The organism is Mesorhizobium sp. P3_A10 (genome assembly GCF_056403175.1).
The window spans coordinates 34,537-54,105 of record NZ_JBFUFZ010000007.1; the positions used below are offsets into that span (position 1 = coordinate 34,537).

Annotated in this window: 24 protein-coding genes; 7 read left to right on the forward strand and 17 right to left on the reverse strand. The window is 63.5% G+C overall.

Going from position 1 to position 19,569, the window contains the following annotated elements; translation table 11 throughout:
* Positions 1-7 precede the first annotated feature (7 nt).
* Positions 8-964 carry an NmrA family NAD(P)-binding protein gene (locus tag AC1DXU_RS23875; RefSeq protein WP_477372949.1) on the reverse strand — a complete coding sequence of 319 codons (957 nt, stop codon included), beginning with the start codon at positions 962-964 and terminating at the stop codon, positions 8-10.
* A 107-nt stretch (positions 965-1,071) separates the two neighbouring features.
* Between AC1DXU_RS23875 and AC1DXU_RS23880 the strand changes: the two genes are divergently transcribed.
* On the forward strand, positions 1,072-1,980 hold the full coding sequence (locus tag AC1DXU_RS23880; protein WP_477372951.1) for a LysR family transcriptional regulator: 909 nt from the start codon (positions 1,072-1,074) through the stop codon (positions 1,978-1,980).
* On the opposite strand, the gene AC1DXU_RS23885 is transcribed toward AC1DXU_RS23880, so the two are convergent.
* The 3 genes from AC1DXU_RS23885 to AC1DXU_RS23895 form a co-directional block, all read right to left on the reverse strand.
* Positions 1,944-3,119: an MFS transporter gene (locus tag AC1DXU_RS23885; protein ID WP_477372953.1), complete on the reverse strand. Its 1,176-nt coding sequence runs from the start codon at positions 3,117-3,119 to the stop codon at positions 1,944-1,946. The genes AC1DXU_RS23880 and AC1DXU_RS23885 overlap by 37 nt on opposite strands.
* Before the next feature lie 433 nt (positions 3,120-3,552).
* The gene (locus AC1DXU_RS23890) at positions 3,553-3,861 is read right to left on the reverse strand and encodes a DUF1244 domain-containing protein (RefSeq protein ID WP_477317820.1); all 309 of its coding nucleotides are present in this window, start codon (positions 3,859-3,861) and stop codon (positions 3,553-3,555) included.
* Between the two features lie 11 nt (positions 3,862-3,872).
* Positions 3,873-4,670, reverse strand: a complete 798-nt coding sequence (locus AC1DXU_RS23895) for an N-formylglutamate amidohydrolase (RefSeq protein WP_477372955.1) — start codon at positions 4,668-4,670, stop codon at positions 3,873-3,875.
* A 287-nt stretch (positions 4,671-4,957) separates the two neighbouring features.
* Here AC1DXU_RS23895 and AC1DXU_RS23900 point away from each other — a divergent pair, with 287 nt between their 5' ends.
* Both AC1DXU_RS23900 and pyk read left to right on the forward strand, forming a co-directional pair.
* Complete coding sequence (locus AC1DXU_RS23900) at positions 4,958-5,404, forward strand: DUF1036 domain-containing protein (RefSeq protein WP_477318297.1); 447 nt, start codon at positions 4,958-4,960, stop codon at positions 5,402-5,404.
* The gene (gene pyk, locus AC1DXU_RS23905; protein WP_477372957.1) at positions 5,401-6,837 is read left to right on the forward strand and encodes a pyruvate kinase; all 1,437 of its coding nucleotides are present in this window, start codon (positions 5,401-5,403) and stop codon (positions 6,835-6,837) included. The genes AC1DXU_RS23900 and pyk overlap by 4 nt, the downstream gene beginning before the upstream one ends.
* Here the strand turns inward: pyk and AC1DXU_RS23910 are convergent.
* The 3 genes from AC1DXU_RS23910 to ykgO form a co-directional block, all read right to left on the reverse strand.
* A complete protein-coding gene (locus AC1DXU_RS23910) occupies positions 6,834-7,901 on the reverse strand; it encodes an alpha/beta fold hydrolase (RefSeq protein WP_477372959.1) in 1,068 nt (355 codons plus the stop codon). The two genes, pyk and AC1DXU_RS23910, sit on opposite strands and share 4 nt — an antisense overlap.
* Positions 7,902-8,006: 105 nt before the next feature.
* Entirely contained in the window at positions 8,007-8,588 is a 582-nt protein-coding gene (locus AC1DXU_RS23915; RefSeq protein ID WP_477317828.1) for a tetratricopeptide repeat protein, read from the reverse strand.
* 114 nt (positions 8,589-8,702) lie between these two features.
* Positions 8,703-8,828 carry a type B 50S ribosomal protein L36 gene (ykgO, locus tag AC1DXU_RS23920; RefSeq protein WP_006327841.1) on the reverse strand — a complete coding sequence of 42 codons (126 nt, stop codon included), beginning with the start codon at positions 8,826-8,828 and terminating at the stop codon, positions 8,703-8,705.
* Between the two features lie 205 nt (positions 8,829-9,033).
* Here ykgO and AC1DXU_RS23925 point away from each other — a divergent pair, with 205 nt between their 5' ends.
* Complete coding sequence (locus tag AC1DXU_RS23925) at positions 9,034-9,495, forward strand: lysozyme inhibitor LprI family protein (RefSeq protein ID WP_477372961.1); 462 nt, start codon at positions 9,034-9,036, stop codon at positions 9,493-9,495.
* Between the two features lie 9 nt (positions 9,496-9,504).
* Here the strand turns inward: AC1DXU_RS23925 and AC1DXU_RS23930 are convergent, their stop codons facing one another.
* The 9 genes from AC1DXU_RS23930 to AC1DXU_RS23970 all read right to left on the reverse strand — a co-directional run bounded on the left by AC1DXU_RS23930 (position 9,505) and on the right by AC1DXU_RS23970 (position 16,482).
* On the reverse strand, positions 9,505-10,581 hold the full coding sequence (locus AC1DXU_RS23930) for a 5-(carboxyamino)imidazole ribonucleotide synthase (RefSeq protein WP_477372963.1): 1,077 nt from the start codon (positions 10,579-10,581) through the stop codon (positions 9,505-9,507).
* Complete coding sequence (gene purE, locus AC1DXU_RS23935; RefSeq protein ID WP_477372965.1) at positions 10,578-11,075, reverse strand: 5-(carboxyamino)imidazole ribonucleotide mutase; 498 nt, start codon at positions 11,073-11,075, stop codon at positions 10,578-10,580. Before purE ends, AC1DXU_RS23930 begins: the two co-directional genes overlap by 4 nt.
* A gap of 96 nt (positions 11,076-11,171) precedes the next feature.
* The gene (locus tag AC1DXU_RS23940) at positions 11,172-11,525 is read right to left on the reverse strand and encodes a cupin domain-containing protein (protein ID WP_477372967.1); all 354 of its coding nucleotides are present in this window, start codon (positions 11,523-11,525) and stop codon (positions 11,172-11,174) included.
* A gap of 99 nt (positions 11,526-11,624) precedes the next feature.
* Positions 11,625-12,830, reverse strand: coding sequence for an aminotransferase class V-fold PLP-dependent enzyme (locus tag AC1DXU_RS23945; protein ID WP_477372969.1), 1,206 nt, complete (start codon positions 12,828-12,830; stop codon positions 11,625-11,627).
* 25 nt (positions 12,831-12,855) lie between these two features.
* The gene (locus AC1DXU_RS23950) at positions 12,856-13,317 is read right to left on the reverse strand and encodes a RidA family protein (RefSeq protein ID WP_477372971.1); all 462 of its coding nucleotides are present in this window, start codon (positions 13,315-13,317) and stop codon (positions 12,856-12,858) included.
* Positions 13,318-13,412: 95 nt separating this feature from the next.
* Positions 13,413-14,207: an amino acid ABC transporter ATP-binding protein gene (locus tag AC1DXU_RS23955; protein WP_477372973.1), complete on the reverse strand. Its 795-nt coding sequence runs from the start codon at positions 14,205-14,207 to the stop codon at positions 13,413-13,415.
* A gap of 4 nt (positions 14,208-14,211) precedes the next feature.
* Positions 14,212-14,862 carry an amino acid ABC transporter permease gene (locus tag AC1DXU_RS23960; RefSeq protein ID WP_477372975.1) on the reverse strand — a complete coding sequence of 217 codons (651 nt, stop codon included), beginning with the start codon at positions 14,860-14,862 and terminating at the stop codon, positions 14,212-14,214.
* 1 nt (position 14,863) lies between these two features.
* Positions 14,864-15,529, reverse strand: coding sequence for an amino acid ABC transporter permease (locus AC1DXU_RS23965; protein WP_477372977.1), 666 nt, complete (start codon positions 15,527-15,529; stop codon positions 14,864-14,866).
* 71 nt (positions 15,530-15,600) lie between these two features.
* The gene (locus AC1DXU_RS23970; protein WP_477372979.1) at positions 15,601-16,482 is read right to left on the reverse strand and encodes a transporter substrate-binding domain-containing protein; all 882 of its coding nucleotides are present in this window, start codon (positions 16,480-16,482) and stop codon (positions 15,601-15,603) included.
* Between the two features lie 119 nt (positions 16,483-16,601).
* Between AC1DXU_RS23970 and AC1DXU_RS23975 the strand changes: the two genes are divergently transcribed.
* Positions 16,602-17,405 (forward strand): IclR family transcriptional regulator, encoded by an 804-nt coding sequence (locus tag AC1DXU_RS23975; RefSeq protein ID WP_477372981.1) that lies wholly within the window; start codon positions 16,602-16,604, stop codon positions 17,403-17,405.
* A gap of 35 nt (positions 17,406-17,440) precedes the next feature.
* Here AC1DXU_RS23975 and AC1DXU_RS23980 read toward each other — a convergent pair whose 3' ends face one another.
* Positions 17,441-17,644, reverse strand: coding sequence for a YdcH family protein (locus tag AC1DXU_RS23980; protein WP_258606863.1), 204 nt, complete (start codon positions 17,642-17,644; stop codon positions 17,441-17,443).
* Between the two features lie 240 nt (positions 17,645-17,884).
* On the opposite strand from AC1DXU_RS23980, the gene AC1DXU_RS23985 reads away from it, so the two are divergent.
* The gene (locus AC1DXU_RS23985) at positions 17,885-18,067 is read left to right on the forward strand and encodes a YdcH family protein (RefSeq protein ID WP_477246239.1); all 183 of its coding nucleotides are present in this window, start codon (positions 17,885-17,887) and stop codon (positions 18,065-18,067) included.
* 247 nt (positions 18,068-18,314) lie between these two features.
* Positions 18,315-19,568: a flavodoxin-dependent (E)-4-hydroxy-3-methylbut-2-enyl-diphosphate synthase gene (ispG, locus tag AC1DXU_RS23990; RefSeq protein ID WP_477372983.1), complete on the forward strand. Its 1,254-nt coding sequence runs from the start codon at positions 18,315-18,317 to the stop codon at positions 19,566-19,568.
* Position 19,569 lies beyond the last annotated feature (1 nt).

Below are 19,569 nucleotides of genomic sequence, written 5' to 3' on the forward strand. Positions count from 1 at the left end.
AGCTCTTTCAGGCTGCGATCCTGTCTGTGCCATCGAGTTTCAGATCGGCGATCGCCTGCCGGATGGCGTCGACCGGATCGGTGGCCGGCAACTTGCCTACGACCCGCTCCAGCTTTTCACCGCTGAGCCCATGCGGCGTCCGCCAGAGGTAGGACATCTTGACGATTTCGCGCATCATCGGGCTGAACAATGCCGCCGCGCGCAACGCGATCCAAGGCATGCCCTTCGATATCAGCTTGCGGCCGCTGGCGGCTTCCGCCGCTGCCTTCATCTGGTTTCCGGTCAGCGTGTGGCCGGCGAAATGGAACCGCTCGTAGACGCCCAGGCTCCTGCGCTTTTCGGCGAGTGCCACGAACGCTTCTCCGAGATCGGGCAGGTAGGCGAAGGCGTGCGGAATATCCATCGGCCCGCCCCACATGAAGATGTTCTTGCGCAGCTTGGAGAGGATGATCAGGTCGAGCCAACTTTCCGGCCGTGTCCCGCCATAGAAATCACCGGATCTGAGCACGATCGTCTGGACGCCGCGCTCCTCTGCCTTCCTGCGGAAAAGCTCCTCCATCGCGATGCGGATTTCGGCCTTCTCCGTTGACGGGACTTCCAGCGCGTCCTCCGTGGTGCCAACACCGATGCCGTAGCCGAAATTGTAGACGTTCCCGGGCAGCATGTGGGTCGCGCCCGCGATCTCCGCCGCCGCAATGACGTTCTCGGCCATCGGCAAGACCTTCTCGGCCCATTCCGTGTAAAGCGGGTTCAAGGCGTTGAGGATGACATCGGCGCCCTTGCAGGCTTCGATGAGGGAGGCGCGGTCGGTGGCGTCCGCCTGAACGACCTCCACGCCCGGCGCCAGGGACGCTGCCTTGGCGTTGCGCGCCAGCCCCTTCACGCGCCATCCAGCGGCAACGAACGCACGTGCCGCGGCATCGCCAACCCTGCCTGCCGCACCCAGAACAACCACGGTCTGCATCTCTCTTCTCCTGTTTCGATGTTTCGGTGAGAGGAAAATCAGTTATTTGCATGTGAATTGAAATTCGCTAGGATTGGCATGCTGATATTCAATCATGAATAAGCGGGATGCCTGATCTCGACTGGAATTTGATCAAGAGCTTCGTCAGCGTGGCGGAATCCGGCAGCCTGTCGGCCGCCGCGCGCAAGCTGGCGGCAAGCCAGCCGACGCTTGGCCGTCACATTGCCGAGCTGGAGCAAGAGCTTGGCGTCACGCTGTTTCGGCGCGGCCGGCGTGGCTATGCGCTGACCGAAGCCGGCAGCACGCTCTATGAGCGCGGCAAGATGGTCAGCGAGCAGGCGAGCGCCTTCTCGCTGCTGGCGCTGGGTTCGACAGAAGCGATCGAGGGCACGGTCCGCATCGCCGCCAGCGAAGTGGTGGCGGCCTATGTGCTGCCTGAGATAACGGCGCGGCTCGGTGTGGAGGAGCCGGGGGTCGAGGTTGAGGTCGTCGCCTCGAACCAGGTCGAAAATCTTATGCGCAGGGATGCCGATATCGCCATCCGCATGATTCGGCCGGTGCAGAACGAACTGGTGGCGCGCAAGGTCGCCGACGTTCCGCTCCGTGCCTGCGCGGCAAAATCCTATCTCGAGCGGCGCGGCTGTCCGCTTCAGCCGAGCGATCTGGTCGGCCACGATCTGATCGGCTTCGACCGCAGCGACGAGATCATCAGAGGCTTTGCCGAATTCGGCGTGCCGCTGAACCGCGGTAGCTTCCGTTTCAGGTCCGACAACCAGATCGTGCTGTGGGAGGCGATGAGGGCGGGAAACGGCATCGGCTTCGGCCAGGAGCCGTTGATCGCGCGCGACCCGCTGATGGAGACCTTGCTGCCGGGCCTGCCTTTGCCGTCGCTGCCGATTTGGCTCGCCATGCACCGCGATGTGCGCACCAGCGTGCGCATCCGTCGCGTCGCCGATTTCCTCTACGAGGAACTGAAGCGCTATTCGGCCGGAGCCGGCGCGAACTCGGCGCGGTGAGCCAGTCCGGCCATCAGCAGCACGATGACCAGCAGCCCCGACAAAGCGACGAAGATCGGACCAAAACTTGAGCGCTCGGCAACGAAGCCGATCGCCGACGGTGCCACCAATATGCCGGAATAGCCCATGGTGGTAACGACGCTCATACCTGTGCCCGACGACATGCCTTCCTGGTTGCCGCCGGCGGAAAAGATGATCGGCACCATGTTGGCGATGCCGAAGCCGCAAAAGGCAAATGCCGCGATGGCGAGCCAGGGCGACGGCGCCAGGCCGGCGACCAGCATGCCGGCAGCGGCGACAAGCGCCGAAACGCGCAGCGTCATCACCGCGCCGAAGCGGTTGCGCACGCCGTCGCCGAGGAAGCGCATCAGCGCCATGACGCCGGAAAAGGCGGCGTAGGCGAGGCCGGCAATGGCAAGGTCGGCGCCGAGTTCCTGGCGAAGATAGAGCGCCGCCCAGTCGAGCACAGCACCCTCGGAAATCATCGTCAGCAGCGCCATCAGTCCGACCAGGTAGACCAGCGGATTTGCCGGAAGCGTGAATTTCTGATGCTCGGCCGTCGCCGGCTTGTCTTCGGCGATCAGATGACGGACCGCCACCGCGATCACGGCAAAGGCAATCGCAGTCACCGCCGCCGCATGGGCGAGGTGACCGTAATTCTGGATGGCAAAGCCGCCAAGCGCCCCGCCGGCGAAGCCGCCGAGGCTCCAGAAACCGTGCGAGGACGACATGATGGCGCGGGACAGACGCCGTTCCACCGCCACCGCATTGGCGTTCATGGCGACGTCCATGCCGCCGATCGAACCACCGAAGATGAACATGGCGATGGCCGCCAGCGGCACATTAGGCGCCAGCGCCACGACCAGCAGGCCGATGCTGCCGCACAGGCCGAACCAGCGCAGCACGGTGCGCGAGCCATACCTGGAGATCAGATGCCCGCACCAGGTCATGGCCGCGACAGCGCCGGCGCCGAACAAGAGGATCAGCAGGCCGAGCGTGAACTTCGAGATATCGAGCCGGGTCAGGAACACCGGGATCTGCGGCGCCCAGCTGCCGGTCAGGAAGCCATTGGCGAGGAAGATCGCCGCGACGGCCCAGCGCCCGCGAAAGGCGCTCTGCATGACGTTTTGCGCGTCCATAGGATAGAATCCGCTGCGGAATTGGCTTTGCGCGGCAAATTAGATCGATTCAATCCTCAGTCAAGCGCCGTACCTGATGAAACGCTTGGACCAAACAGGCGATGGGGCCGGTATCGTTCGTGGCGAACTACGTACGTCGGAGATTAGCGGAAGCGCCTCTCCCTTCGTCATCCACGGGCGGAGCAAGGAGCGTAGCGACGCAGCGCAGACCCGAGGATCCATGCCGCCACGTATGTGCGATGCTACGGTGCAACACCAGTTCTGGTGAGCGCGACCTTCATCCTGAGCGCCGTGCTTGTGTTGACCGGCGCGGCATGGATCCTATGGTCTGCGCCGCGTCGCTACGCTCCTTGCTTCGCCATAAGATGACGAAACGCGTAGGCCCGAGCCAATCGCGGACGCCTGGTTGCCCGCAGGAATCGCTTGCCGGGCGCTAATGATCCCTCGGCCGTCTTGCCTCGAATTCCGCCTTTTTGGCGTCGGAGGCCTCAGTCTGGTTCAGCGCCTGCCATTCGGCATAGGGCATGCCGTAGACGATTTCGCGCGACTGATCCTTGGAGAGATCGACACCCTCGGCAGTCGCGGCATCGCGGTACCAGTTGGACAGGCAGTTGCGGCAGAAGCCGGCGAGGTTCATCAAATCGATGTTCTGCACGTCTGAGCGTTCGCGCAGATGCGCCAGCAGACGGCGGAAGGCGGCGGCCTCGAAATCGCGTTGCTGCTCGTCGCTGAGTTTGGTCATCATAAACCTCCTTACAGCGGCCCGGTGCGCGAGCCGAACATTTTCACCTGGTGTATATCGGGACGACGGTCGATCGCGTCAACGATCGGCGCCAGCCGCTCGGCCCAGGCGAGCGCGCCCTTCTGGTCTGATATCAGGTCCTGACGGATCTCGATCAGCACATGGGCAAAACCGTTGACGATGGCATGCTTGAACATGGTGTCGCCGCGCAAGGCGCCGTCATAAGGTTCGTTGTCGCCGACGACGAGGGTCTTGTCGGCGGCAAGCATGTCGATCAGCGGCCGCGCCACGCGGTCGTCGAGGTCCCACAATATGCCGACATGCCATGGGCGCTCGACGCCCTGCATGGCCGGGGTGAAGGAATGCACCGAGAAGATGAAAGGCGCCTTCGCGGAGGCCTGCGCCACCGAGGCGATCATGGCGCCGACCGCGTCATGGTAGGGCCGGTAGAAGCGGTCCAGCCGCCGTTCCCGCTCTTCGGCAGCGATGGGATAGTTCCCCGGCACCAAGGTGCCGTCATATAGTTGGCGAATGAGCGTCGGGTCGTCCTCGCCGCGATTGGGGTCGATCAGCAGCCGCGAAAAATTGGCGATCACCGCCGGCACGCCGAGCAGCGCCGCGAGTTCACGTGTCACCGCTTCAACGCCGATGTCGTAGGCGATGTGGCGCTCGAACTCCGCTGCCGGCAGGCCGAGGCTGCCATAGTCCTCGGGCAGGTCGCGACGGGCGTGGTCGGCCAGAAGCACGATGCCGCGCTTGCGGTCGCCTTCGACGATATCGAAAGGCGCGAAAACTGTGGATCGGGTCATCGGCGGAAGATGTCTGTTCGCTGGCTTCGGGGGAGGGTGGTATCGTCTTTCCACGAAGAGGACGCTTGCGCAATGCCGTTGTTTGGCCACGGTTTCTGCGAAAATCCGGCAAAGGGCGACAGACCACGCGCCGGGGGCCTTTCTAAATCGATTGGAATTGGACAAAACGGCGCGTTGACATGCGCCCGGACTTTTCCGAAAAGGGGCGTTGAGAGATGCATATGTGGTTCTTGAGGGGTTTTTGGATGGGTTCCGCCGGCAGGCCGCGCGTGCGCTATGCCTTCGCCATGCCGCTCCTGACCCTTACCATGGGCCTGTCCGCGCTGGTTGCGGCCTCGCCCGCCCGCGCCGACTTCCGCGTCTGCAACGCAACGCAGAACCTGGTCGGTGTCGGCATCGGCTACCGCGCCAAGGCCGGCTGGATCACCGAGGGCTGGTGGCACATCGAAGGATCGAGTTGCAAGACGCTGATCGAAGGTCCGCTGTCATCAAGGTTTTACTATCTTTATGCAGAAGACGCCGAGCGCGGCGGGCGCTGGGATGGCCCGATCAACATGTGCGTGGCTGAAAAAGAGTTCAAGATCGCCGGCGTAACCGATTGCGTCGCCCGGGGCTTCCAGCGCGCCGGATTCCAGGAATATGACACGGGTGAACAGGCAAGCTGGATGGTCCAGCTGACCGATGAGCCCGCAACGGGAGGCGCCCCAGCCGCCCCGGGAACAAACAGTCAATGAGACGTAGCCGTAAGGTCAAGATCCTCGCCACCATCGGTCCGGCCTCCTCGTCCGAGGAGATGCTGAAGAAGCTTTTCGAAGCCGGCGCCGATGTGTTCCGCATCAATATGAGCCACACCGACCACGATCTGATGCGCACGCTTGTCGGCCGCATCCGCACCGTCGAGGAAGCGGTCGGCCGGCCCATCGGCATCCTCGCCGACCTGCAGGGACCGAAACTGCGTGTCGGCAAGTTCGCCAACGGCAAGGAGGTGCTGACCGTCGGCCAGACCTTCACGCTCGACAACAATCCGGAACCCGGCACGTCGACAAGGGTCTATCTGCCGCATCCCGAAATCCTGAGCTCGGTCGAGGCCGGCCATCGTCTGTTGATCGATGACGGCAAGCTTGAATTGAAAGCGGTGAAGAGCGACGGCAAGGCGATCGTCTGCACGGTCATTGCCGGCACCACCATTTCCGACAAGAAGGGCGTCAGCCTGCCCGACACCGATCTGCCGGTCGGTGCGTTGACAGAGAAGGACCGCAAGGACCTTGATGCCGTGCTGGCCACCGGTGTCGACTGGGTGGCGCTGTCGTTCGTGCAGCGGCCGGAGGATCTAGCCGAGGCGCGCAAGATCGCACGCGGCCGGGCGCTGATCATGGCCAAGATCGAAAAGCCGCAGGCGGTCGCCCGCCTGGCCGAGATCATCGAACTCTCGGACGCGCTGATGGTCGCCCGCGGCGATCTCGGTGTCGAGATGCCGCTCGAAGCCGTGCCTGGCATCCAGAAGCAGATCACGCGTGCCGCGCGCCGCGCCGGCAAGCCGGTGGTGGTCGCCACGCAGATGCTGGAATCGATGATCACAGCACCCGTGCCGACCCGTGCCGAAGTCTCCGACGTGTCGATCGCCGTGTTCGAGGGTGCCGACGCGGTCATGCTCTCGGCTGAATCCGCCGCCGGCGCCTATCCGGTCGAAGCAGTGGCGATGATGGACCGCATCGCCACCAAGGTCGAAACCGATCCCACCTATGCCGGCATCATCAACGCGCAGCGCTCGGAGCCGGAAGCGACCGGCGCCGACGCCATCTCGCTTGCCGCCCGCGAAATCGCCGAGACACTGAAACTGTCGGCGATCATCACCTACACCGCGTCCGGCACCACCGGCCTGCGCGCCGCGCGCGAGCGGCCGCAAGTGCCGATCGTCGCACTGTCGCCGATCCTCAACACGGCGCGGCGGCTGTCGCTTTTGTGGGGCACGCATTGCGTGGTCTCGCCCGATGCCAGCGACCTCGACGACATGGTCGACCGTGCCTGCCGCATCGCTCTCGAGGAAGGGTTCGGCAAACCGGGCGACCGCGTCATCATCACGGCCGGCGTGCCGCTGCGCACGCCCGGTTCGACCAACATGCTGCGGATCGCCTATATCGGCTCGGACTCGCAGACCGGCCACTAGGTCGGCGCGAGTTCGGCTTCTGGGACTTTGAGGTCGGCGCATTTGCCGGCGCCATAGGCGTCGGCGGCGATCCGCGCTTCGACGGTCTTGGCCATCGCCTGCAGGTCCACGTTCTTGCCGGCCACCTTTTCGATCGCGCCGACGACCAGATCGGGCGCGATCCAGTCCGGCTTGTGGCCGAGATTGTGGACCCAGACCAGTTCGGCTCCGGGGATATCACGCACCAGACCGACCGAATGGATCGAGGCATAGACCACCTTGTCGCGATCACCCGAGATGACCACGGTCGGCGCTTTGATCTCGAGGTAGTGCGGCGAGGCGGCAAGCGCATAGCGATAGAGCCCGGCGACATCGGTGGCGTTGGCGCGGAAGGCGTTGGGCCTGAGCACCAGCGGGATCGAAGCCCTCTCGACATAGTTGTCCGGCACCTTGTTGGGGGCAAAGACGCAGGTGGTGGCGTCTTTCATCTGCAGCGTTCCCGCCGGATAGGTCAGCGTCTCGGAAAACAGCCAGCCGACGACCGGAAGGGTGGTCAAACTGTAATACCAGGACGTGGCGCCGCCCGGCCAGGGATGGCTAACGGGCGAAACGAAGACGAGGCCAAGCGTCTTGTCCTGGTGTTCGCGGCCAAAGGCTGTCGTCACGGCGCCGCCGAAGGAATGGCCGACGATGATGGCTTGTCTGATACCGAGATGGTCCATCAACGCCGCTATGGTGTTGGCCTGCGCCGACGGGGTCTCGTTGTTGCCAGGCCCACGCCCGGACCAGCCGTGACCTGGCCGGTCGAAGAAAACCATCTCGGCACGGCCCTCGAGCAGTGGCCGCAGCGGCAGCATCTGGTCCCGGAGATTGGCACTGGCGCCGTGGATAAAGATGATCGGCGGCAGCTCGGCATTTTGCGGCGCGGGAACATGAACGTAGTGAATGCGGGCGCCATCGATGTCGGCAAATTCGCCGCTTGGCGGATTGCGGCGTTCGATCAACCACGAGCCGGCGCGGGTAACCCCGACAAGCGTAAGGACAAGCGCGATGAGGAAGGCGAGCGCGGCGTAGATCAGGTTCATGGGGGATATACGGGGATGGAGAGGGATAAGTTGTGTAGGGCAGTAGGCTATGTGTTTGGCAGCGCGATACGCACCCTAATCCCTACTGCCTATTCCCTGGAACAATCAAATGCCTTCGCCGGCAAGCTCTTCCGAAAGCGTCGCGACCTGATCCTGGGCGCTGCGCATCATCGGATAGATGCCCAGCACCTTCTGCCAGGCTTCGAGCGCCGATTGTTTGTGACCGGTCGCCGCCATGATCTGCGCCAGGCCCGAAAGCGCGCCGAAATGGCGTGGTTCCAGTTGCAGCGTGTGGTCGATGTCGGACATCGACTTTCCAAAATTCTTCATCATGTAGTGCACGGTGGCGCGCCGGTTCCAGCCTTCGGCATAGGTCGGCTGCAAGGTCACCACCTGGTCGAGGAAATCGAGCGCGACGTCGAATTTCTGGTTCTCGATCGCCTTCTGCGACCACAGCATCATCAGGTCGATCGAGGCGCTGCCGGATTGGAACCATTCGCTCCAGATGTGCCCGGCAATGCGCTCGGCGGCTTTTTCGTTGCGTTCGCGCTTCAGGTCGGCGAACAGCTGGTCGAGCCTGGCTGCCTTGGTCTCGGCAACCGGAGGATCGACCGGGTCGTCCGCCCATGCGGGCAGGACAGCGCTGGAGAGGAAAAGGGCGGTCAGAAATCCAAAAAGAATCCGCATCGCCGGAATCTAACCCCGGACGGCGGATCTTCAAACTGAAATTAGCGTGAAAGGGCCGGCAAGCCGGCAATAAACATCATGCGGGCGGAGGCAGAGAGCCTCCGGCCGAAAAACTCAACCCTGGCGCGCCTTGTAGCGCGGAGCGGTCTTGTTGATGATGTAAACGCGGCCCTTGCGGCGAACCAGCTGGTTGTCGCGGTGACGCGCCTTGAGCGCCTTGAGCGAATTCTTGATCTTCATGGTCTTGCCCGTCGGTCTGGGCCCGTCTCGGGCCGAATTATTAAGGCGCGCTCAGAAAGCGCACCTTGAACTTGTGCGTGGCTCATAAACGAGGAGCCTTGTCCGTGTCAACCGCAAGCGTGCTCATAGACGATGGGAACGCCTCGGGCCATCAAATATCCGCCATCGGCGCCTTGCGGCATTGCGCCACCTGGGCCCGGCTGGAATGATGCCGACGCCGCGAAGTGATTTGGAGACCATCATGCGCCGAATTTTTCTGCCTGCCTGTCTTGTCATCCTGGCGGCGGCCTCGGCCGCGCGTGCGGAAGATTGCGACCGCAACGACGACAGCCAGCAGATGATGAACATCTGTGCCAGCGAAAACTTCAGCGCGGCCGACGCGAAGCTCAACGAGACCTACCAGAATCTCATCGGCGCAAGTGACGCCAACACCGGGAAACTGCTGCAGACCGCGCAACGCGCCTGGATTGTCTTTCGCGACGCGGAGTGCGAATACACCACCGCGGGCAGTGAAGACGGCTCCATCCATCCGATGGAGGTTTCGGAATGCCTGACGCGGTTGACCAACGACCGCATCACGCAGCTTACCGCCACCACGAACTGCGACGACGGCGATGCGAGCTGCGCCAGCCCCGACGAGGACGAGGGCGACGGCGACGTCCAATAATCCTGTTTTTCAGGTCCTGCGGCTGATCCGGGTGAAGTGGCCCATCTTGCGGCCGGGGCGCGCCTCGGCCTTGCCGTAGAGATGCAGCATCAGATCAGGTTCGGCGAGCAGCGCCGGAACGCGCAGGATATCGTCGCCGATCAGGTTTTCCATGACGCAGTCCGAATGACGGCCGGGATCGCCGAGCGGCAGGCCGGCGACGGCGCGGATATGCTGCTCAAACTGCGAGACGGTCGCTGCGGCTTCCGTCCAGTGACCGGAATTGTGGACGCGGGGCGCGATCTCATTGGCCAGCAGCGAGCCGTCGGCAAGGACGAAAAACTCGACGCCGATGACACCGACATAGTCGAGCGCCGCGAGTATCTTTGCTGCCGCAGCTTGCGCTGCCGCAGTTGTCTCGAGCTTTATCCCGGCAGGCAAGGTCGAGCTGTGCAGGATGCCGTGGCGGTGGACATTCTCAGCCGGATCGTAGGCGGCGACAGCGCCGTCTTGCCCGCGCGCCGCGATCACTGAAATCTCGCGCTCGAAGGCGACGAAGGCCTCGAGGATCAGCGGCACGCCGCCCATTGCCTCGCAGGTGCCGGCAAAGCCGCCGGCTTCCATGTTGCGGAAGACGCGCTGGCCCTTGCCGTCATAGCCCATGCGCCGGGTCTTCAGGATGCCGCTGCCCTCGAATTTCTTCAGCGCCACCGTCAGTTCGTCGTCTGTGTCGACCGGGCAGAAATCAGCGGTGGGGATACCGATGCCGTTGAGGAATTTCTTCTCGGCGACACGGTCCTGTGCCACCTCCAGCGCCCGCGCCGGCGGATAGACCGGAACCTTTGCGGCAAGCGCGCTGGCGGCCGCGACCGGAACGTTTTCGAATTCGTAGGTGACGACAGCGCTGACTGCTGCCAGTTCCGCAAGAGCGGCTGTATCGTCATAGGCGGCCGTGATCTGCCGGTTGGCGACCTGTGCGGCCGGACAATCCGCTTGCGGCTCCAGCACCACGGTGCGGTAGCCAAGGCGCGCAGCTGCCATGGCCAGCATACGGCCGAGCTGACCGCCGCCGATAATGCCGATGGTCGATCCCGCCGGCAAGCTCACGGCGAGTCCGTCGGCTCGGCGGCGACCTTGGCGGTCTGCGCGGCACGCCAGGCATCGAGCCGGACGGCGAGCTTGTCGTCGTAGAGCGCCAGCACGGCGGCGGCCAGCAGCGCGGCGTTGGCAGCACCGGCCTTGCCGATGGCCAGCGTGCCGACCGGAATGCCGGCCGGCATCTGGACGATGGACAGCAGCGAGTCCTTTCCGGACAGCGCCTTCGATTCCACCGGAACGCCGAACACCGGCAATGGCGTCATCGCCGCGGTCATGCCCGGCAGATGGGCCGCGCCGCCGGCGCCGGCAATGATCACCTTGTAGCCGGCCCCCTTGGCCCCCTTGGCAAAGTCATACAGCCGGTCAGGCGTGCGGTGGGCCGAGATGATCAGCCGGTGGTGCGGGATGCCCAGCGCCTCCAGCGTTTCGGCGGCATGGCGCATCGTCGCCCAGTCGGACTGGCTGCCCATGATGATGGCGACGTCGGCGCGGTGATCGTTCAAGCTTTTGCTCCCCGGCGGCAAAGGCGCGCATTAGCGGAATTCGCGCAAAGCCGCAAGGAACAAGCACTTGCCGGTCGAGACAAAGGTTTGCGGGGATCAGTCGACCCTGACGACGAAGTGCTTGGTCACCGGCTCGATGATCTTCCACGTGCCCTTGAAATCGGCTTCCACCACGAAAGCATCGCCGGGGCCGACTTCGACGGGCGTGCCGCCATCGGGGGTGATGATGATGCGGCCGGCGATCATGTGCACGAACTCATAGTCGCTGTAGGTCGCGTGATAGGTGCCCGGCGTCGCTTGCCATGTGCCCGACATGACCTTGCCGTCGGCGGTGGTGTGCTGGACGGCGGTCTTCATGGTCGGCTTGCCCTCGACCACGACCCAGCCCGCGAGATCATCGGCCTCCGCATTGTCGACGGCGCCGAATTTGAGGATGGTCTTGTTTGTCATGGTCGGGCTCCTGTGCCGGCATTGGCTGCCGGTTGATAGCCGATGCACCCGGTGCGGGCAACGCGGATGCGGTGCCTAGCATCGGTCCAGCCGGCCAGTCTAATCCGGCCAGCGCAAGGCGCCGGAAGACTCCTTGCGAGGGGACTTCATCGCGTCCTTGGGACGGTCGCGTGCGGTCAGCACGGCGCGCAGGCGTTCGGCGACGATCTCCGCCTCGCCTGGGTGAAGATTGCAGGGGTCGAGGAAGAAGTGGCCGCGCTCGACCTCGTGGTTGCGCACAATGATCGGCGGCGAGCCGGCGGCAAGCGCCGAGGCAAGTCCGGCGGCGCTGAAGCGACTTTCGGGTGAAACAAAGATTTGCAGCCGGTCGAGCGGATTGGCGGTCGGATCGGGAATGATGATTGCCGCGATGCCGGGCAGTCCCTGCAAGGCATCCTTCCAAAGATGTAGCGCTGCGTCCTCGCGCTGGCGGATGCCGGCATGGTCGCGTTTTTCCCAGACTTCCAGTGCCGTCATGGTGCCGGCGATGCTCTCCTTGCCGACCTTCATGGCGCGGGCCACGCCGCGGTTCTGCAGATAGGCGGTGCGCACCAGCTCCTTTCGTCCGGTGACGATGCCGCTGGTCGGGCCAGAGAGGAATTTGTGGCCGCTATAGACAACGATGTCGGCGCCGCGTGCCAGGAAGCCACGCAGATCGTATTCAGAGGCAGCGTCGACGATCACCGGCACGCCCTTGGCGTGGCAGATCTCGCAGAATTCCTCGAGCGACAGCATGCCGTACTGCACCGTGTGATGGGCAACGACATAGAGGCCGGCGGCGGTGCGTTCGTTGATCGCCTCGCGCACGTGATAATCCTGCGTGACGCTGACGGTGCCGGCGGGAATGGTCTTTGCTCCAGCCAGCCGGATCGACTGGTCGATCGGCGCGCCGTAATTGACGATGTGACCGAGCTGGACGATGACCTCCGACTTGAGGCCCTCGGTGTTGTCAGGCAGCCGCTCGATGGCGAGAAGGTTGGTGCCGGTCATGGTGCCGGCTATGGCCATGGTGATGCCGCTGGCGCAGCAAGCGGTGATGAAGCCGGCCTCACCGCCGGTGAGGCGGGCGATGACCGTGCTTGCGGCGCGCTGCAAATCATCCATCTCGACCCATTGCGAGGCGATTTCCGCCATCGCGCTGATCGCTTCCGGGACGATGATCGAGGCGCCGAGCGTCGTCATCGTGCCGGAGACATTGATGATCGGGCGCAGGCCGAGCCGTTCGCGGATTGTGGTGTTGGAGCCGTCAGCGGAATAGGTTTTCATCTCGGCAGATCCATTTCTTGCAAAGTCAGACGGCGATCTCGACGACTGCCTCGATTTCGACTGTGATGTTGCCCGGCAGCGAGCCGACGCCGATCGCCGAGCGGGCGTGCCCGCCGATACTATCGAAAACAGCGGCGAAAAGATCGGAGCAGCCATTGACCACCGTGGGGTGGTCGCTGAACGTCGGGACGGCATTGACGAAGCCAAGCAGCTTGACGATGCGGACGATGCGGCCGAGGTCGCCGGCGGCGGCGTGCATGACGGCGAGCAGGTTCAAACCGGTGAGACGGGCATGACCATAGGCTTCTTCCACCGTGACATCGTCGCCGACCTTGCCGGTGCAAAGCGTGCCGTCGGCGCGCAGCGGCCCCTGGCCGGAGAGGAAGATCAGCCGCCCGCTCTCGGCATGGGTGACGAAATTGGCGATCGGTGTCGGCGGCTCGGGCAGCGTCAGGCCCAGTTCGGCGAGCCGGATGTAAGGCGTCATAAAAGGCTCCTTGCGGCTTCTCTTTGTTCTACGCAACTCCGGACGGAAAACCGCTTACACTTTTCCTGGAGTTGCTCTTGGGTCGCCGTCCGATGTCAGAAATGCGAGGCGCGGAAGCGCGCCAGGAAGCTGCGCAGGCGTTCGTTGTCGAAGCCCTCCGCCAGGATCTCGGCCGGCGGGCCCACGGCGCTGACGCCGCCATCGGCCATGAAGACGATGCGGCTCGAGGCGTCGCGGGCAAAGGCCATTTCGTGGGTGACCATCAGCATCGTCATGCCGTCCTCGGCCAGGCTGCGCACGACCTCGAGCACCTCGCCGACGAGCTCGGGATCGAGCGCCGATGTTATCTCGTCGAGCAGCAGGATTTTTGGCTCCATCGCCACGGCCCGCGCTATGCCGACGCGCTGCTGCTGGCCGCCGGAAAGCTCGGCCGGCAGGCTGTCGGCCTTGTGGGCGAGGCCGACCCGGCCGAGCCAGTGCTCGGCGATGGAACGCGCCTCGGCCTCGCTTTTTCCGCGCACCTTGCGCAGCCCAAGCATGATGTTGCCGGCGGCGGTCAGATGCGGAAACAGGTTGAAGCCCTGGAACACCATGCCGGTCTCGGCGCGCATCGCCGCCAGATCGCGTTCGCTGCGGCGCTGGCGTGTTCCCGCCTCGCGGTAGCCGACCTCCTTGCCGTCGATGCGGATGGAGCCGCTGTCATAGCTTTCGAGGAAGTTGACGCAGCGCAGCAGCGTGGTCTTGCCGCTTCCCGACGGCCCGATGACGGTCACCACCTCGCCGCGTGTCACCTCGAGGCTGACGGAGCGCAGCACGGCGACGGAGCCGAAGGCCTTGGAGACATCGCGGACTTCAAGCAGCGCGGGGCTGGCGTTGGTTGCGTCGGACATCATGCTATTCCCGAATGAAGGAGAAACGCCGCTCCAGCCGCCGGCTGGCCAGTGAAAGGGCGTAGTTGACGGCGAAATAGATGAGGGCGCCGAGGATATAGAGCGGCATCGCCTCATAGGTGCGGCCGATGACCTGATTGATGGCCTGCATCAGGTCGGTGATGCCGAGCAGCGAGACCAGCGCGCTGCCCTTGACCGCATCGGTGACGCCGTTGATCCAGGGCGGCAGGAAGCGCCTGAAGGCCTGCGGGAAGATGACGTAGGTCAGCCGCTGGCGAAAGGTCAGCCCGATCGCCATCGCCGCTTCGGATTGCCCCTTCGGGATCGAGCCGACCGCGCCCCTGAGGTACTCGACGACCTGCGCCGTCTTGAACAGAGTGAGCGCCAGCACGGCTGCCCAGAACGATGCCAGATGCAGCCCGACGGCAGGCAGGCCGTAATAGACGAAGAAAATCAGCACCAGGATCGGGATGCCGCGGATGGTGTCGCTGAAAGCGCGCACGACCCAGCGCAGCGGCGTTGGGCCATAGACGAGGCCGACCCCCATCGCCACGCCGGCGATCAGAGACAGCACCACGACCAGCAGCGACACCCACAAGGTGACGGCAAAACCCTGGGCGAGGAAAGGCAAGGCGTAGAGGATCTGGGTGAGCATATCAGCGTGCCGCCCTGAACCGGCGCTCGACGAGGCGCAGCGCGAAAAGCAGCGCGTAGCCGGTCAACAGATACATCGCCGTCGTGACCAGATAGACCTCGACGATGCGGAAGGTGTTGAAGTTGATCCACTGCGCGCCGTAGGTGAGTTCGGGCACCGAAATGACCGACGCGATGGACGTGTCCTTGAACAGCGATATGAAGGTGTTGGAAAGCGCCGGCAGGGTTATGCGCAGCATCGTCGGCAGGCGCACATGCAGCAGCCTTTGCCAGGGCGTCAGGCCGATTGCCTTGCCGGCGTCGAGCTGTCCGCGCGGCACCGCTTCGAGCCCGGAGCGAAACACCTCGACCAGATAGGCGCCGCTGTAGAGCGACAGCGTCGCGACGAACGAGGTCTGGGCGCTGTAGGCCAGGTCGATGACCGTCGGCAGGCCGTAGAAGACGAGATAGACAAGCAGGATCAGCGGCACGTTGCGGATGAACTCGACATAGGCGGCGATGATGCCCCGCACCACGCGCCCTGCCGATACGTACCAGACCGCCAGCACCAGGCCGATGATGATGCCGATCGCGATCGAGATGACGGCGAGTTCGAGACTGAGCAGCAGTCCGCCCCAGAGCTTGTCGAAATGCCGCCAGATCAGGTTGAAGTTGAGGGCATAGCCCATGCGTGCGCCTTCGTGCCAATGGCCGTCGGGAGATGGAAGGGCGCTGGACGCGCCCCTCCATCCGATACAGGTCAGATGGCCGGGAAGCCGGGATGGCGAGCCGGCGGCTCCTGTCCGAAATAGTCCTTGAACGCGGCGTCGTAGAGTGCGTTTTCGTGGCCGAACATGGCGATGGTGAAGGTCGAGTTGACGAAGGTCAGCCAGTCGAGGTCGCCCTGCCGCAGAGCTGCGCCATAGAGCATGCTCAGCCAGCTCTTGCCGGCGTCGAAGTATTTGTCCGGATTGCGCGAGGCAAGCCAGCGCACCGTGGACAGATCGACCGCGGCGGCGTCGACGCGCTTTGATTCCAGCGCCTGCAGCACGTTGGCCTGGGTATCGATCTGCATGACCTGGCACTCGGGCAGGACCGAATGCACTTGTGCCTCGGCATCGACATTTTGCAGGATGGAGATGCGCGTCGCGGCACCACCGGCAAGCAGCTTGTCGAAGGTCTTGTTCTCGGCTGTGGGAAGGCTCAGCAGGGCGACACCTTCGACGTAATAGGGCCTGGAGAAGTTGACCAGCTGCGAACGCTGGGCGCTCATGGTCATGAACTGGATGGTGATGTCGACCTTGTTGGTGGTCACGTTCGGAATGCGCTGCGCCGGGTCCTGCATGACGAATTCGACCTTGGTCGGATCGTCGAAGAGGCCCTTGGCCAGAATCCGCCCCATGGTGATGTCCATGCCGACGAGTTCGCCGGCGTCGTTTTCGAAGTGCCAGGGCGCGTTGGTGCTGCCGGTGCCGACGATCACCTTGCCGCGATCGAGAACGGTGCGCAGCAGGCTGTCGGGTGCGGCCTGGGCAGCTGCCTTTTTAACATCGACCGCGGTTGCCGCGCTCATCACGCCGGCCGTTGCCAGTCCGGCCATGCCCAGCTTCAGAAAATCACGTCTCTTGGATGTGTCGTTCACTGCGACCTCCTTTTCGTGTTGTGTTCCCCAGACACATGCGTCAGCTGATTTCGCTAGTTGTCTCTTACAAAAGACACATGTATCCTATACAAGACAGATACTAACACGAGGAATCGACAATGCAAGACGGCAATGGCTTGGCGGCCGTTTCGGATATCGGTCCGGACGAAGACAGGATTTCGGGGTCCCGCGAGAAGGGCCTCACTCGGGTGCTGCAGATTCTGGAGTTCCTGCACACGACCCAGCGCGCCATCGGCATCGGCGACCTTGCCAAGGGGGTGGGCGCGCCGCGCTCGACGACCTACACGCTGGTGCGCTCGCTGGTCGATGCCGGCCTGCTGGAAATGGCCGGCGACGGCAATCGCGTCTATTTCGGCAAGAAGCTTTATCTCTACGGAATGGATTATGTCCGGGGCAACGACCTGCTCAGGCGAGGCCGCCAGGAGGTCGACAACCTGTCGCGCGAGACCGGCGAGACCTCCGAATTGTGCATGCTGCAAAGCGGCCGCTACACCATCGTCCACTCAAGCCCGGGCACCAGGCCGTTCCGCATCAGCTCGGCCACGGGTTTGCAGATCCCGCTGCCATGGACCGCTTCCGGGCGGCTGCTTCTGGCGGGTTTCGAACGAGCCGTGATCGAAGGCATGGTGTCCGAAGATGACCTCGTGCTGCCGGATGGCCGCAAGCTGAAGCTGGACGACTTCATCGCCGACATCGCTGTCGCGCAGACCACGGGCTATTGTGTCACGTCGGGCCTTGTCGACGCCTACACCAAATGCCTGGCCGCGCCGGTGCTTTCGGCGTCCGGCAAGGTCGAGGCGACGATGTGCCTGGTGGTGCCGATCGACACCTCGACGGAGAAAACCGGCGAGCTCATCACCCTGCTGCGTGAACGCGCCAGAAAGCTTTCGATCGCGGGATAGGCCGCCTTGTCCGGGCGGAGCCCGGCAAACGCGGTTCAGGCAATGATGTCGGGGATGATCTTGTCTTCCAGCGCCATCAGCCGGTCCTTCAGGAACAGCTTCTTCTTCTTCATGCGCTGGATCTGCAGGGGATCACAGCCCATGGCGATCATCGCATTGATGGCCGCATCGAAATCGGCGTGTTCTTGCTTCAGCCGAGAAAATTCGAGGCGGACATCAGCCTGTTCCTGGTCGGACATTATCTACCGTCTGCACGTCTGCGGCGCCCAAAATGGGCCTCATTGGGCGGGACCGGCGTCTTTTTGCAAGCCGGCGCGCAGCCCATATCACATTTCACATTGTCGTGGAATGCTACCACGCAGCATTCGACATCGATGCCGGATGGTGGCAGACTGTCACCGTGCCGTCACAGAAGCGAGCCGGCGGTGGACGCGCTTTGGCGGCTGCAATCGAGGAAACCATGAAAGGGAGAACCAATCATGTCTCTTGCTTCCCATCTTGATGAGTTGCAGCGGAAACACGGCGACATCGAACGCGAGATCGATGATGCGATGAACCATCCATCGGTCGACGACCTCGAAATCGTGAATCTCAAGCGGCGCAAGCTGGCACTCAAGGACGAGATTGAAAAACTGAAAGCGACGAAGCCGACAACACATTGACGTTTCACAGCTGAGATAGCCGCTTAACGCGGTGGAATTGTCTTGCCGGCGGCAGGTGCTGTCGCCGGAACTGGGTGTGTTTGGCGCCAAATTTCCAACATCCATGGCTCTGGCTCGCCTCCGCAAGAGGCTGCCAGCATGCATTGTGCGAGCGATTTGATCGCCCAGTGGCGACCTGTCGCCATTGACAAGCCTTCTTTGCTCCTCCACCTCATGCCCGGACCTTGCAGATAAAAGGCGGCCGGCCATGACCGGATATTTTTCTTCTCCCTTCCCGCGCCGCACATCGGTCGGCGTCGATGTCGGCGGTGTGATCGTCGGCGGCGGTGCACCGGTCGTCGTGCAGTCGATGACCAACACCGACACCGCCGATATCGACCAGACTGTCGCGCAGGTTGCGGCGCTGCATCGCGCCGGCTCCGAAATCGTGCGCATCACCGTCGATCGCGACGAGAGCGCTGCCGCCGTTCCGGTCATTCGCGACCGCTTGCAGCGGCTCGGCATCAACGTGCCGCTGGTCGGCGATTTCCACTATATCGGCCACAAGCTTTTGGCTGACCATCCGGCCTGCGCCGAAGCGCTGGCAAAATACCGCATCAATCCGGGCAATGTCGGCTTCAAGGACAAAAAGGACCGGCAGTTCGCCGCGATCGTCGAGATGGCGATCAAATATGACAAGCCGGTGCGCATCGGCGTCAATTGGGGCTCGCTCGACCAGGAGCTGCTGACCCGGCTGATGGACGACAACCAGGCCCGGGGCTTTCCGCTGACCGCGCAGGAAGTGACGCGCGAGGCGATCGTGCAGTCGGCCATCCTGTCGGCCGAGATGGCGGAAGAAATCGGCCTTGGCCGCGAAAAAATCATCCTGTCGGCCAAGGTCAGCGGCGTGCAGGATTTGATCGCCGTCTACACCGAGCTCGCCACCCGCTCCAACCATGCGCTGCATCTTGGCCTGACCGAGGCCGGCATGGGCTCGAAAGGCATCGTCGCCTCGTCGGCCGCCATGGGCATCCTTTTGCAGCAAGGCATTGGCGACACCATCCGCATCTCGCTGACGCCGGAGCCGAATGGCGACCGCACCCGCGAGGTGCAAGTGTCGCAGGAGCTTTTGCAGACCATGGGCTTCAGGCAGTTCGTGCCGATCGTCGCCGCCTGCCCAGGTTGCGGCCGCACGACCTCGACTGTGTTCCAGGAACTTGCGCAGAACATCCAGGCCGATCTCAGGAAGAACATGCCGGTGTGGCGCGAAAAATACCCTGGCGTCGAAAACCTCAAGGTCGCGGTGATGGGCTGCATCGTCAACGGCCCCGGCGAATCCAAGCACGCCGATATCGGCATTTCGCTGCCCGGCACCGGCGAGACGCCGACAGCGCCGGTGTTCGTCGACGGCAAGAAGGCAGCGACGCTGCGCGGCCCGTCGATCGCGGCCGACTTCGAGAAAATGGTTGCCGATTATATCGAGCAGCGGTTCGGCCAGCACGGCAAGGCCGCAGCGGAGTAGA